The sequence below is a fragment of the Nocardioides sp. GCM10030259 genome (assembly GCF_042666375.1).
GTDB lineage: Bacteria > Actinomycetota > Actinomycetes > Propionibacteriales > Nocardioidaceae > Nocardioides.
The window spans coordinates 81467-94192 of record NZ_JBHTDF010000009.1; the positions used below are offsets into that span (position 1 = coordinate 81467).

The window sequence follows — 12726 nt, forward strand, 5'->3', positions numbered from 1 at the left end:
CCCGAGGGATAACGGTTATATAAATAGATAACCGTTATCCCCCTGGAGGTGCCCGTGCGACAGGAAGTGGTGCTGGCGCTGCTGGCGAAGGAGCCGTCCCACGGCTACGAGCTGCGGGCCCGGCTGCGGCAGGCGCTCGGCCCGCTCGGCGAGTCCATGAACGCCGGGCAGGTCTACGTCACCCTGAACCGCCTGGAGGGTGCCGGCCTGGTGGAGTCGGAGCGGTCGACCGGGGCCACGGACCAGGCGGACCGCAAGACCTACGTCCTCACCGCCGACGGCCAGCAGCGGGTCGCCGAGTGGCTCGCGGACGTCGGCTGGCCGCGGCCGGACCTGGCGGAGTTCCACCTGAAGCTCGTCGCGGCCGCCGCGGCGGGGCTGGCCGACCCGGTCGCCATCGTGGACACGCAGCGGCGCGAGCTGTTGCGGCGCCTGCGCGACGCCGAACGTGCGGCGATGGCCGAGCCCGACGGCTCGGACGCCGCTCTGCTGCTGGAGGGAATCGTGCTCCGCCTGCAGGCCGACCTGCGCTGGCTGGAGGAGTGCGAGCGGAGCTGGACCGACCGAGGGAGTCGATCGTGAGCGACGTCGCCACGACATCGGTGCTGCGTGCCTGCGGGCTGCGCAAGGAGTACGGCACGGGCGAGGGGCTCGTGCGCGCGGTCGACGAGGTCGACCTCGAGGTCACCGCGGGCGAGACCGTGGCGATCATGGGCCCGAGCGGCTGCGGCAAGTCGACGCTGCTGCACCTGCTGGGCGGCCTGGACCGACCCTCGGGCGGGGAGGTGTGGCTGGGTGGACGCCGCGTCGACGACGCCAGCGAGAAGGCGCTCGCCCGGCTGCGACGGAGCTCCGTCGGCTTCGTCTTCCAGGCCTTCCACCTCCTGGACGAGCTCACGACCGTCGAGAACGTCGAGCTCTCGGCGCTGCTGGCGGGCCGCTCGCCGCGGGCGGCCCGACGGCGTGCCCTCGACCTGCTCGAGCGCGTCGGGCTCGACGACCGCGCGGAGTTCCTGCCCTCGGCCCTGTCCGGCGGCCAGCGCCAGCGCGTCGCCGTGGCCCGCGCGCTGAGCAACGAGCCGACCGTCGTCCTCGCCGACGAGCCGACCGGCAACCTCGACAGCGCCGCGACCCTGGAGGTGCTGCGGCTGTTCGAGAGCCTCCGCGAGACCGGCCAGACGCTCGTGATCGTCACCCACGACTCGCGGATCGCGGCCACCTGCGACCGGTTGATCTCCATGCGCGACGGCAGGTTCGTCGACGAGACCCGGCTGACCGGAGGCACCAGCGGGCGCCTCGGCGCGCTCGCCGGGCTCGCCGGCCTGGAGGGCTGACCGATGGGCCGCGTCCTGCTGGTGCTGCGCCTCGCCGTACGGGACGTCCGGAGGCATCCGATCGAGGCCGCCCTGCTGTTCGTGGCGATCATGACGGCGACGACGACCCTCGCGCTCGGACTGGTGCTGCGGCAGGCGGCCGGCGACCCGTACCAGGACACCCGGCACGCCACCGACGGGCCCGACGTGGTCGCCAGCCTCGCGCCGCCGATGTCCGGCGGGCCGGCGGACGTCGCCACCCTGGAGGCACTGGTCGACGACGAGGGCGTCGTCGGCCACAGCGGGCCCTACCCCGTCAGCACCGCGACCCTGGAGGCGAACGGCCAGTCGGTGGACGTGCAGGCCGAGGGCCGCGACACCGCGCCGGCCGAGGTCGACCAGCCGAAGGTCCTCGAGGGCGACTGGGTCGAGACCGGTGGCGTCGTGGTGGAGGCCGCCCTGGCGGACGCGCTCGGCATCGACGCAGGTGACCGGATCATCCTGGCCGGCCAGTCGTTCCAGGTCGCCGGTGTCGCCATCACGGCCGCGACGCTCCCCTACCCCGAGGCGACCGACTACTCCATGACGCCGATGGACGGGGACCAGGGCGGCGACCGCGGCCTGGTCTGGCTCACCCAGGCGGACGCCCGGAGCCTGGCCGCGCCGGAGGACCTGGCCTGGGTGGTCAACCTCGTGCTCGACGACCCGGCCGACGCGCCGGCGTTCGCCGAGGACCTCGCGCCGCCGCCGGGTCCCGGCACGAGCATGGAGGAGATCGAAGCCGCACCCATGATGGAGACCTGGCAGCAGACCGGCGACAACGCCTCGCTGCTGGCGCGGAACGCACAGCGGGTGCTCGTCGCCGGCGGAACCCTGCTGGGAGTGCTGGCCGTGGCCAGCGTCGCGGTGCTCGTCGGCGGCCGGATGGCCGAGCAGACCCGCCGGGTCGGCCTGCTCAAGGCCGTCGGCGGTACGCCGGGCCTGGTCGCCGCCGTCCTGCTCGCGGAGCACGTGGGCGTCTCGCTGCTCGCGGCGGCAGCCGGCCACACGCTCGGCTGGCTGATCGCGCCACTGCTCAGTGAGCCCTCGGCCGGCTTGATCGGCAGCGCAGGAGCGCTGCCCCTGACCGCCGTCTCCGTCCTCCTGGTCACCGCCATGGCGCTGGGCGTCGCGGTCGTCGCCACCCTCGTTCCCGCCCTGCGCGCGGCCCGGACCAGCACGGTCGTCGCACTCGCCGACGCGGCGCGACCGCCCCGGCGCAGCCCCCGGCTGATCGCGGTCTCCGCACGACTGCCCGCTCCCCTGCTCCTCGCCGTGCGCGTCGCCGCCCGACGGCCCCGTCGGTTGGCGCTCGCCGTCGGGAGCCTGACCGTCGCCGTCACGGGGATCGTCGCCGCCCTCGCGCTCAACGCCCAGCTCGGCACCTCGAACTTCGCGCACTCGTCGGCGTTGAACGAGGCACGGACCGAACGGCTGAGCGACGTGCTGCTCGTCGTGACCGTCATGCTCGTCGCGCTCGCCGCGGTCAACACGGTCGTCATCACCTGGGCCACCGTGCTCGATGCGCGGCACTCCTCGGCACTGTCGCGCGCGCTCGGCCTGACGCCCCAGCAGGTGACCGCCGCGCTCTCGGCAGCGCAGCTGCCGGCGGCCCTGGCCGGCGCCGCCCTCGGTCTCCCGGCGGGCCTCGCCCTGGTCGCTGCCGTCGATCCGGACAGCACCACCAACCCACCGCTGTGGCAGCTGGTCGCGGTCCTGCCGTGCACCGCCCTCGTCGTCGCCGCCCTCACGGCGGTCCCGGCCATCGTCGGAGCCCGGCGACCCACCGCGGAGATCCTCCGCGCCGAGCACGCCTGACCCGGCCGACCCAGGCTCAGCCCAGCAGCGAGCGCACAGCGTCGCGGGCCGACTGCGGGTCGGCCGCGGCGAGGGCCAGCTCGGCGGCGTCCTCGCACTGCGCCGACGTGACCGACGCCAGGCGGGCGCCCACCGGCCGGACGGCGGCGGCCGCCATCGAGAGGGACGTGATGCCCATGCCCACCAACACGCAGGCGAGCAGCGGGTCGGCGGCAGCCTCGCCACAGACGCCCACGGGCTTGCGGGCCTGCACTCCGGCCTCCGCGGTGATCGCGATCAGCTGGAGCACGGCGGGCTGCCACGGGTCGGTGAGGTGCGCGAGATCGGTGGCCATCCGGTCGGCGGCCATCGTGTACTGCGTCAGGTCGTTGGTGCCGATCGAGAGGAAGTCGACGACCTCGAGCATCCGGTGCGCGAGCAGCGCCGCGCTGGGCACCTCGACCATGACGCCGGGCCGGAGGCCGCGCTCGCGGACCTTCGCCGCGAACTCCTCCGCCTCCGCCACGGTCGCGACCATCGGCGCCATCACCCAGGCCTCGGTGCCGGTCTTCTCGGCGGCCCGGGCGATGCCGTCGAGCTGCCGGTCGAGCAGCCCGGGGTTGCCGAACGACAGCCGCAGCCCGCGTACGCCGAGGGCCGGGTTCTCCTCGCCCTCCATGGTCGCGAACGCGACCGGCTTGTCCGAGCCGGCGTCGAGGGTGCGCACCACGACGTACCTCTCGGCACCGAACGGATCGAGGACGTGGCCGTAGATCTCGGCCTGCTCGTCGACCGACGGCTCGTCCTTGCGGTTGAGGAAGCACAGCTCGGTGCGGAACAGCCCGACGCCCTGCACGGGCGCCGCGCTCGCCGCCCGCGCCGACTCGCCGTCGGCGACGTTGGCGAGGATCTTGACCGGGCGTCCGTCGGCGGTCTCGCCCGGCCCGGACCAGGCGGCCAGCGCCTCGCGGGCGGCGGCGTCGGCCACGACCCGCTCACGGGCATCGGCCTCGTCGGGCTCGAGCTCGAGGAGCCCGGTGGCCCCGTCGACGAGCGCGAACGTGCCGCTCGGCACGCCGGTCGCCCCCAACAGCCCGACCACGCAGGGGATGCCGAGCTGGCGGGCGATGATCGCGGTGTGGCTCGTCGGCCCACCACGCTCGGTGACGAGCGCGAGCACCCGGCTCGGGTCGAGGCCGGCGGTGTCGGCCGGCGCGAGGTCCTCGGCGAGCACGACGCACGGGTCGTCGGGCAGGTCGACACCGGGCTCGGGCTCGCCGACGAGGTGGGCGATCACCCGGCGCTCGATGTCGCGCAGGTCGGTGACCCGCTCGGCCATCAGGCCACCCATCTTGCTGAAGATGCCCACGAACTCCTCGACCGCGTCGTGCACCGCGTCGAGGAGACCGGCACCCGACTGGAGCGCCTTCGACACCCCGCGGCGCAGGCCCTTGTCGCGGGCCAGCCCGGCGCTGGCGGTGAGCACCGCGGCGGCGGATCCGGAGGCGGCGCCCGCCTTGGCGGCGAACCCGTCCGCAACGGCGCCGACCGCCGCGTTGTACACCGCGAGCGCCGAGTCGGCGTCCGCGAACGCCGAGCCGTCGAAGCGTGCGATGGCAGCCGGGTCGACCTCGGTCCGGACGACGAGGACCGGGCCGTACGCGACGCCGGACACCACCGGCGTGCCGCGCAGCTGCTGGGTGGATGCGGTGACCATGCTCATCAGTAAACGCCCGGCGCCCTTGACACGTCAACACATTCGGGCATAAAACAACACATACGCAGATTCCGAAGGAGTGCGATCAATGTACGCCGAAGAGCGCCAGCAAGCGACCGCCCGACTGGTCGGCGAGCACGGTCGGCTGTCGGTCGCGGCGATCGCGGAGCAGTTCGGGGTGACGACCGAGACCGTGCGCCGCGACCTATCGTCGCTCGAGCGGATGGGCCTGGTCCGCCGCGTCCACGGGGGCGCGGTGCCGGCGAGCTCGCTCGCGGTCATCGAGTCCGGCCTCGGCGAGCGCGACCAGGCGAACACCGCCGAGAAGGAGCTGATCGCCAAGGCCGCGATCGACGAGCTGCCGCCGGCCGGCGGCACCATCCTGCTCGACGCGGGCTCGACCACGATCCGTTTCGCCAGCCTGCTCCCCCGCGACCACCGGCTCACCGTGGTGACCCACGCCGTGCCGATCGCCGCCCGGCTGGCCGGGCTCGGCCACATCGAACTGCACCTGCTGCCCGGCCGGGTCCGAACCACCACCCAGGCCGCGGTCGGCGCGGAGACCGTCGACACGATCGGGCACCTGCGCGTCGACGTCGCCTTCCTCGGCACCAACGGCATCACCGTCGACCACGGGCTCTCCACGCCCGACCACGACGAAGCGGCCGCCAAGCGGGCGATGGTCGGCGCTGCGCGCCGGGTGGTCTGCCTGTCCGACTCCAGCAAGGTCGGCACCGAGACCGCGATCCGGTTCGCCCGGCTCGACGAGGTCGACGCGCTCGTCACCGACGGCGGCATCTCGGCCGCCGACCGCCGGGCCTTCGAGGAGGCCGGGCTGGAGGTGGTCGTCGCATGATCGTCACGCTCACCGCCAACCCGAGCCACGACCGCACGGTGACCCTGGCCGGCCGTCTCGAGCGAGGCTCGGTGATCCGCGCCGCGTCGGTGCTCTCCCAGGCCGGCGGCAAGGGCGTGAACATCTCCCGGGCGTCGGTCGCGGCCGGCGTCCCGTCGATCGCGGTGCTGCCGGCACCGCACGACGACCCGTTCGTCCATGAGCTGCTCGCGGCCGGCATCGACTGCCGGCCGGTCACCATCGAGGGCGCGCTCCGGGTCAACATCACCGTGTCCGAGCCCGACGGCACCACCACCAAGCTCAACAGCCCCGGTCCCACGCTCGGCCCCGACACCCTGCACGAGCTGACCGCGTCGCTCCAGCACCGCGCCGAGAGCGCCGACTGGGTCGTGCTCGCCGGCTCGCTGCCGCCCGGCACGCCGGTGGAGTGGTACGCCGAGCTGGTCGCCGCCCTGCGCGGCCACGGCGCCCGGGTCGCGGTCGACACCTCCGACGCGGCGCTGCGGGCGCTCGTCGACGGCCTCGACTCCGCCGCGCCCCACCTGATGAAGCCGAACGGCGAGGAGCTGGCGTCCTTCACCGGCGCGGACCCGGACGTGCTCGAGGCCGATCCCGGCGCAGCGGCGGAGGCCGCGCGGTCCCTGGTCGACCGCGGCGTCGAGGCCGTGCTCGCGACGCTCGGCTCCCACGGCGCCGTGCTCGTGACGCGCGACGGCGCCTGGCACGCCGCTCCCCCGCCGACGACCGTGGTGAGCACGGTCGGTGCCGGCGACTCCAGCCTCTTCGGCTACCTCCTCGGAGACCTCCGAGGCCTCGGTCCCGACCGACGCCTCGCACTCGCCGTCGCCTACGGCAGCGCCGCCGCAGGCCTTCCAGGGACGACGATCCCGCAACCCCACCAGGTGCAACCCGAGCTCGTCTCGGTGCGGCAGCTGGAGCTCACCCAGGGAGGGTGACCTGATGTCCGACCTCATCACAGCAGGACTGGTACGCCTCGATGCCGACCTCGGCACCGAGAAGCACGACGTGATCCGTGCACTGACCCGGGTGGTGGCCGACGAGGGCCGCGCCACCGACGTCGACCAGCTCGTCGCCGACGCGTTCGAGCGCGAGAGCAAGACCGGCACCGGGCTGCCCGGCGGGATCGCCATCCCGCACTGCCGCACCAGCGGCGTCGCCGAGCCGACGCTGGCCTTCGCCCGCCTGGACCCGAAGGTCGACTTCGGCGCCAAGGACGGGGCCGCCGACCTGGTCTTCCTGATCGCCGCACCCGCCGGCGGCGACAACACCCACCTGCAGCTGCTCACCAAGCTGGCCCGGTCTCTGGTCAAGGCCTCCTTCACCGACGCCCTCCGCGCCGCCCAGAGCCCGCAGGAGGTCGCCGAGCTGGTGAACGACGTGGTCAGCGACGCGCCGACGCCCACGCCCGCCGCCGCTGCCTCCACTCCGGCCGCCACTCCGGCCGCCACTCCGGCCGAGCAGCAGAAGCGCAGCATCGTCGCCGTCACCGCCTGCCCCACCGGCATCGCGCACACCTACATGGCCGCCGAGGCCCTCGAGGCCGCGGCCAAGCGTGCCGGCGTCGACCTCCAGGTCGAGACCCAGGGGTCGGCCGGCGCGAAGCCCCTCGCCCCGGAGACGATCGCGGCCGCCGACGCGGTGATCTTCGCGGTCGACGTCGGCGTGCGCGACCGCAGCCGGTTCGCCGGCAAGCCGCTGGTCTCCTCGGGCGTCAAGCGCCCCTTCGACCAGGCCGACGCGATGATCGCCGAGGCGCTGCGGTACGCCGACGACCCCGGCGCTCCGCGCGTCGAGGGCTCCGGCGACGGCGGTGCCGCCGCCACCCCCGGCAGCGGTGCCGGGGAGAGCTGGGCGGGTCGCACGCGCCGGGTGCTGATGACCGGTGTGTCGTACATGATCCCGTTCGTCGCGGCGGGCGGCCTGCTGATCGCGCTGTCCTTCCTGTTCGGCAGCTACGAGATCACCGATGTCGCGGGCGACATCGTCACCAACAACTCGATCTGGAACCTGCCCGGGACCGCCGACCTCCCGCACGTGCCGTTCGACAGCGGCCTGATGGCCTACATCGGCGCCGTCCTGTTCGTGCTCGGCGCGACGGCGTTCAAGTTCCTGGTCCCGGCACTGGCCGGCTACATCGCGTACGCGATCGCCGATCGCCCCGGCATCGCGCCGGGGTTCGTGATGGGCGCCCTCGCGGTCGACCTCGGTGGCTTCGGCATGGCCCAGAGCGGCTTCCTCGGCGGCATCGCCGGCGGCGTGCTCGCCGGCCTGATCGCCCTGTGGGTGTCGCGCTGGAAGGTGCCCACCTGGGCCCGCGGCCTGATGCCGGTGATGCTGATCCCGCTGGTCACGACCCTGATCGCCGGCTGGCTGATGGTGGCCGTGCTCGCCCGGCCGCTCGGCTGGCTGATGGACCAGCTCAGCGACGGCCTGAACAGCCTCAGCGGCGGCTCCGCCGTGATCCTCGGCGTCATCCTGGGGCTGATGATGGCCTTCGACATGGGCGGTCCGCTGAACAAGGTGGCCTACGCGTTCGCGACGACCGGGCTGGCCGCCGCCGGCACGGCCTCCGACTCCCCCGAGCTCAAGGTCATGGCCGCGGTCATGCTGGCGGGCATGGTGCCGCCGATCGCGCTGGCCCTCGCGACCGTCGTACGCCCCGGCCTCTTCGACCTGCCCGAGCGCGAGAACGGCAAGGCCGGCTGGCTGCTCGGCGCGTCCTTCATCACCGAGGGCGCCATCCCGTTCGCCGCGGCGGACCCGCTGCGCGTGATCCCGGCGATCATGCTCGGCTCGGCCGTCACCGGCGGGCTCTCGATGGCGCTCGACGTCGCCGTCCGGGCGCCGCACGGCGGGATCTTCGTCCTGTTCGCCGTGCACAACATCGCCGGCTACTTCATCGCGCTGATCGCCGGCGTCGTCGTCGGCGCGTTCGCGGTGATCGTCCTCAAGTCCCTCGGCCGTACGCCGGCCGGCGAGCCCGCTGACCGCGAGCTCGCGACCGTCTGACCCAGCACACCCAGGAGGAATCCATGCCCAGCAAGACCGTCGCCGTCGGCTCCTCCGTCGGCCTGCACGCCCGCCCGGCCCAGCTCATCGCCGAGGCGGCCGAGGAGCTCGACGCCGAGGTGCTCATCGGCCTGCCCGGCCAGGAGCCGGTCGACGCGAGCTCGTCGCTGATGATCATGACCCTCGGCGCCGGCTGCGGCGACCAGGTCGAGGTCAGCAGCGACGACCAGGTCGCGCTCGACACGATCGTCGCGCTGGTCGAGAAGGACCTGGACGCTTAGCGGGGACGCGCCAGCGGACCCGCTGGTGGTGGTCGAGCAAGCGCCCGGGGACGCGCCAGCGGACCCGACGGCGCGTGTCGAGGCCCAGTGAGTCCTCAGACGACGCCAGCCGTCGCCAGCTCTCCGAGGGCCACGCGACCGAGCGCACGCGCGTGCGCCTCGGCGCTGTCGATCATCGGCAGCGGGCTGTCGTCGGCCGAGACGAGCAGGCCGATCTCGGTGCAGGCGAGCACGACCGCGTCGGCGCCGGCGTCGGCCAGCCCGCGGATCACGTCGACGTACGCCGTCCGCGACGCGTCGCGCACGACCCCCTGGGTCAGCTCGTCGAAGATGATCCGGTCGACGGCCGAGCGCTCGGCCGGACCGGGCGCGACCGAGGCGATGTCGTGTCGGGCGAGGCGGTCGGCGTAGAACGTCTCCTCCATCACCCAGCTGGTGCCGAGGATTCCGAGGGTCTGCCAGCCGTTCCGCTGCGCCTCGGCCGCGATGGCGTCGCCGATGTGCAGCAGGGGCACGTCGAGGGCGGCCTCGACCTGGGGTGCGACCTTGTGCATGAGGTTGGTGCAGATCGCCACCGTCGTCGCGCCGCCGGCCTGGCACCGCAGCCCGGCCTCGACGAGGAGCGCGGCGGCCCGGTCCCAGTCACCACGCACCTGGCACTCGCGCACCTCTGCGAAGTCGAGCGAGTGCAGCGCGATCCGCGCCGACGCGTGGCCGCCACGCGCGTGCGCGACCATCTCGTTGATGATCCGGTAGTACGTCGCGGTCGAGTGCCAGCTCATGCCGCCGATGAGTCCCACGGTGTCCATGGCATCCATGCTGCGCCGTACCGGACATCCAAGGTAGTCGGCACTTTCCGAAACCATCCATCAGTTGCTCTAATGGCTTGATGGATCCACGCCGCGTCCTCCTCTTCCGCACCGTCGCCCGCGCAGGCTCGCTGAGTGCGGCTGCGCGCGAGCTCGGCACCACCCAGTCGGCGGTGAGCCAGCAGCTCCAGCAGCTCGAGCGCGAGGCCGGTGGCCCGCTGCTCGTGCGCACCACCCGCGGGGCTCGGCTCACCGAGGCGGGCGCGGCGCTGCTGGCCCGCGCCGACGCGGTGCACAGCGCGCTCCACCTCGCGCGGGAGGAGCTCGGCGCCCTCGCCGACCTGCGCGCCGGCACCGTGCGGCTGGCGGCCTTCCCCTCGGCGGCCGCCACGCTCGTGCCGCCGGCGGTCCGCGCGCTCCACGACGAGCACGCCGGCGTCGAGGTGACGCTCGTGGAGACGGAGCCGCCCGAGGCCTGGGCCGGTGTGCTCGCCGGCGACGTCGACGTCGCCCTCGTCTTCGGGTACGACGCGCCGCCCCACGACGACGGCTCGCTGGCCTGGGTCCCGCTCGGCGTCGAGTCGCTGCACCTCGTGCTCCCGCCCGGCAACGACGCGCCGGCCAGGGCCTCCAACGCCTGGCTGGCCAGGCAGAGCTGGGTCGCCGGCTGCGAGCGCTGCCGCCAGCACCTGGTCGACGCCTGCCGCACCGCCGGCTTCGAGCCGCGGCTGCTGCACGAGAGCGACGACTACGTGGTGGTCCAGAACCTCGTCGCGCACGGCCTGGGCGTCACGCTGCTCCCCGAGCTCGCGCTGACGGCGTTCCGGCACCCCGAGGTCGACGTACGCCCCGCACCGGCGTTCGGCGAGCGCCACGTCGGCATCGCGCACCGGCCCGGGGCCGAGGCCGTCCCGGCGATCCGGGCGGTGATGGAGCGGCTCCAGGCAGGCGCCGCGAGCGTGCTGGCTACCCGCGGTCGCGCACCGCGAGGTAGACCGCGCGCGTCCCGACCGCCCGCTCGAGCTCGCGGGTGACGCTCGAGAAGAACTGCGCGCGATAGGTGTCGTCGGTGAGCGTCGACACCGTGAGGTAGAGGCCCGAGAAGCTCGCGAGGAAGACCGACACCTTCACCAGCTGCACCGAGACGCTCGGGAGCCCCGGCGCGTTCTGCACGCTGTCGAGCCCGGTCCACGCCTCCTGGACGCTCTCCTCCATGACCAGCGAACCGAACACCAGGAAGAACAGGAACACGGTCGCGGCGAGCAGCAGCACCTGGACCGCCTGCACGATCACCAGGGCGAGGATCAGGTTCCACCGGTCGAAGCCGGTCACCTGGGCGTGGGGCGCCGGGTCGAACTCCGGATCGGCGAGCAGCTCCGCGCACGGCTCCTCCAGCGGCGTGCCGGCGCAGGTACGCCGGACGAACTCGCGGTCGACCTCGTCGTCGACCCGGTCGACCTCCTCGGGCAGCCGCACCAGCAGGAAGACCACCCCGATGGCCGTGAACAGCAGCACGGTCATCCAGAGCAGGCCCGGGCTGAGGCTCGCCGTCATCTGCCACGCCTCGGCGTTGATGAAGAGGAACGTCACGAAGACCAGCAGCAGCGGCAGCGCCCGCGACATGTTGGGCAGCAGCCGGATCAGGGTGCCGGTGGTGCGGCTCAGGCTCCACCGGAGGATCGGCCGGAAGCGCAGCGCGGTCAGCGCGTACCAGACCGCAGCGAGCAGCACGATGGCCAGCAGGACCGCCGGGCCGGCGGTGATCTCGTCGGCGTACCACGCGAGCCCGACGCCGGCCGCGACGGCGACCAGCATCACGCCGATCAGCAGCGGCATCGTGCGTCCGGGCCGGAGCGCGGCGCGGACGGCGGCGCGCTCGGAGGGCACGAAGTACGGGAGGCCGTGGCGCTGGAACCACACCTCCGCAGCGCTCAGGGACTGCTCCCGGGTCACGTCAGCAGCTCGCGGGCCCGATCGACGTCGGCCTTCATCTGCGCGACGAGCGCCTCGACGGAGTCGAACGCCACCATGCCGCGCAGCCGGTCCACGAAGCTGACCTCGACCTCGACGCCGTACAGCTCGAGGTCGGTGCGGTCGAGCACGTAGCTCTCGACGCGCCGGTCGCGCACCCCGTCGAAGGTGGGGTTGGTGCCGACGCTGATCGCGGCGGGGTAGGTCTCGCCGGTGTCGAGCCGGCGCAGCCAGCCGGCGTAGATGCCGTCGGGCGGCGCGGCGGTCATCGCGTCGGTCGGCACGTTGGCGGTCGGGAAGCCCATGCCGCGGCCGCGCTGGTCGCCGCGGACGACCACCCCGCGGACGGCGTACGGCCGCCCGAGAGCCTCGGCGGCGCCGGCGACGTCACCGGCGGCGAGGCTCATCCGGACGTACGTCGACGACCACACCTGCGGGCCGCCGTCGAGCGGGATGCCCTCGGCGACGAAGCCGAGCCGCTCCCCCGCCTCGTGGAGCGTCGCGACGTCACCGGCGGCGCGGTGGCCGAAGCGGAAGTTCGCGCCGACGACGACCGACGCGGCGCGCAGGCTGTCGACCAGCACCCGCTGGATGAACTCCTCGGGGGTCCAGTTGGCGACGCCGCGGTCGAACGGCACGGCGAGCACGTGGTCGGCGCCCGCCTCGCGGAGCAGCTCCGCGCGGACCTCGAGCGTCGTCAGCGTCGTCGGGGCGTGCTCGGGCCGCAGCACCGCCATCGGGTGCGGGTCGAAGGTGACCGCGACGACCGCGAGTCCGCGCTCGTCGGCGATCTCGCGCGCCCGGTTCACCACGTGCCGGTGCCCCAGGTGCACTCCGTCGAAGTTGCCGATCACCACGGCGGTCGGGCCGAGGTCAGCCGGGACCTCGTCGAGGCTTCGCCAGATCTGCACGT

The 12726-nt window shown here is 73.8% G+C and carries 12 protein-coding genes; 8 read left to right on the plus strand and 4 right to left on the minus strand.

What is annotated here, in order from left to right; translation table 11 throughout:
* The first annotated feature begins 54 nt into the window (after nt 1-54).
* The 3 genes from ACFQQI_RS11400 to ACFQQI_RS11410 are packed head-to-tail and all read left to right on the plus strand — an operon-like array spanning nt 55 to nt 3170.
* The gene (locus tag ACFQQI_RS11400) at nt 55-582 is read left to right on the plus strand and encodes a PadR family transcriptional regulator (protein ID WP_378562610.1); all 528 of its coding nucleotides are present in this window, start codon (nt 55-57) and stop codon (nt 580-582) included.
* On the plus strand, nt 579-1334 hold the full coding sequence (locus ACFQQI_RS11405) for an ABC transporter ATP-binding protein (protein ID WP_378562612.1): 756 nt from the start codon (nt 579-581) through the stop codon (nt 1332-1334). Before ACFQQI_RS11400 ends, ACFQQI_RS11405 begins: the two co-directional genes overlap by 4 nt.
* A 3-nt stretch (nt 1335-1337) precedes the next feature.
* Nucleotides 1338-3170, plus strand: coding sequence for an ABC transporter permease (locus ACFQQI_RS11410; RefSeq protein WP_378562614.1), 1833 nt, complete (start codon nt 1338-1340; stop codon nt 3168-3170).
* Nucleotides 3171-3186: 16 nt separating this feature from the next.
* On the opposite strand, the gene ptsP is transcribed toward ACFQQI_RS11410, so the two are convergent.
* Nucleotides 3187-4866 (minus strand): phosphoenolpyruvate--protein phosphotransferase, encoded by a 1680-nt coding sequence (ptsP, locus tag ACFQQI_RS11415; RefSeq protein ID WP_378562617.1) that lies wholly within the window; start codon nt 4864-4866, stop codon nt 3187-3189.
* Nucleotides 4867-4954: 88 nt separating this feature from the next.
* On the opposite strand from ptsP, the gene ACFQQI_RS11420 reads away from it, so the two are divergent.
* The 4 genes from ACFQQI_RS11420 to ACFQQI_RS11435 are packed head-to-tail and all read left to right on the plus strand — an operon-like array spanning nt 4955 to nt 9033.
* Nucleotides 4955-5722 (plus strand): DeoR/GlpR family DNA-binding transcription regulator, encoded by a 768-nt coding sequence (locus ACFQQI_RS11420; protein WP_378562620.1) that lies wholly within the window; start codon nt 4955-4957, stop codon nt 5720-5722.
* Nucleotides 5719-6678: a 1-phosphofructokinase family hexose kinase gene (locus tag ACFQQI_RS11425; RefSeq protein ID WP_378562622.1), complete on the plus strand. Its 960-nt coding sequence runs from the start codon at nt 5719-5721 to the stop codon at nt 6676-6678. The genes ACFQQI_RS11420 and ACFQQI_RS11425 overlap by 4 nt, the downstream gene beginning before the upstream one ends.
* 1 nt (nt 6679) lies before the next feature.
* Nucleotides 6680-8752 (plus strand): fructose-specific PTS transporter subunit EIIC, encoded by a 2073-nt coding sequence (locus tag ACFQQI_RS11430; RefSeq protein ID WP_378562791.1) that lies wholly within the window; start codon nt 6680-6682, stop codon nt 8750-8752.
* A gap of 23 nt (nt 8753-8775) precedes the next feature.
* Nucleotides 8776-9033, plus strand: a complete 258-nt coding sequence (locus ACFQQI_RS11435) for an HPr family phosphocarrier protein (RefSeq protein WP_378562625.1) — start codon at nt 8776-8778, stop codon at nt 9031-9033.
* 95 nt (nt 9034-9128) lie between these two features.
* Here ACFQQI_RS11435 and ACFQQI_RS11440 read toward each other — a convergent pair whose 3' ends face one another.
* Nucleotides 9129-9842, minus strand: a complete 714-nt coding sequence (locus ACFQQI_RS11440) for an aspartate/glutamate racemase family protein (protein ID WP_378562628.1) — start codon at nt 9840-9842, stop codon at nt 9129-9131.
* An 80-nt stretch (nt 9843-9922) separates the two neighbouring features.
* Between ACFQQI_RS11440 and ACFQQI_RS11445 the strand changes: the two genes are divergently transcribed.
* Nucleotides 9923-10876, plus strand: coding sequence for a LysR family transcriptional regulator (locus tag ACFQQI_RS11445; protein ID WP_378562631.1), 954 nt, complete (start codon nt 9923-9925; stop codon nt 10874-10876).
* Here the strand turns inward: ACFQQI_RS11445 and ACFQQI_RS11450 are convergent.
* Together ACFQQI_RS11450 and ACFQQI_RS11455 are read right to left on the minus strand one after the other, a co-directional pair.
* Nucleotides 10809-11795 (minus strand): hypothetical protein, encoded by a 987-nt coding sequence (locus tag ACFQQI_RS11450; RefSeq protein ID WP_378562634.1) that lies wholly within the window; start codon nt 11793-11795, stop codon nt 10809-10811. The genes ACFQQI_RS11445 and ACFQQI_RS11450 overlap by 68 nt on opposite strands.
* Nucleotides 11792-12724, minus strand: coding sequence for a bifunctional riboflavin kinase/FAD synthetase (locus ACFQQI_RS11455; protein ID WP_378562637.1), 933 nt, complete (start codon nt 12722-12724; stop codon nt 11792-11794). The genes ACFQQI_RS11450 and ACFQQI_RS11455 overlap by 4 nt, the downstream gene beginning before the upstream one ends.
* Between the last annotated feature and the right edge of the window lie 2 nt (nt 12725-12726).

Coding starts and splice junctions, on each gene's coding strand:
- ACFQQI_RS11420 (WP_378562620.1), top strand. CDS start 4,955: ATGTACGCCGAAGAGCGCCAGCAAGCGACCGCCCGACTGGTCGGCGAG.
- ACFQQI_RS11410 (WP_378562614.1), top strand. CDS start 1,338: ATGGGCCGCGTCCTGCTGGTGCTGCGCCTCGCCGTACGGGACGTCCGG.
- ACFQQI_RS11435 (WP_378562625.1), top strand. CDS start 8,776: ATGCCCAGCAAGACCGTCGCCGTCGGCTCCTCCGTCGGCCTGCACGCC.
- ACFQQI_RS11440 (WP_378562628.1), bottom strand. CDS start 9,842: ATGGACACCGTGGGACTCATCGGCGGCATGAGCTGGCACTCGACCGCG.
- ACFQQI_RS11445 (WP_378562631.1), top strand. CDS start 9,923: ATGGATCCACGCCGCGTCCTCCTCTTCCGCACCGTCGCCCGCGCAGGC.
- ACFQQI_RS11425 (WP_378562622.1), top strand. CDS start 5,719: ATGATCGTCACGCTCACCGCCAACCCGAGCCACGACCGCACGGTGACC.
- ptsP (WP_378562617.1), bottom strand. CDS start 4,866: ATGGTCACCGCATCCACCCAGCAGCTGCGCGGCACGCCGGTGGTGTCC.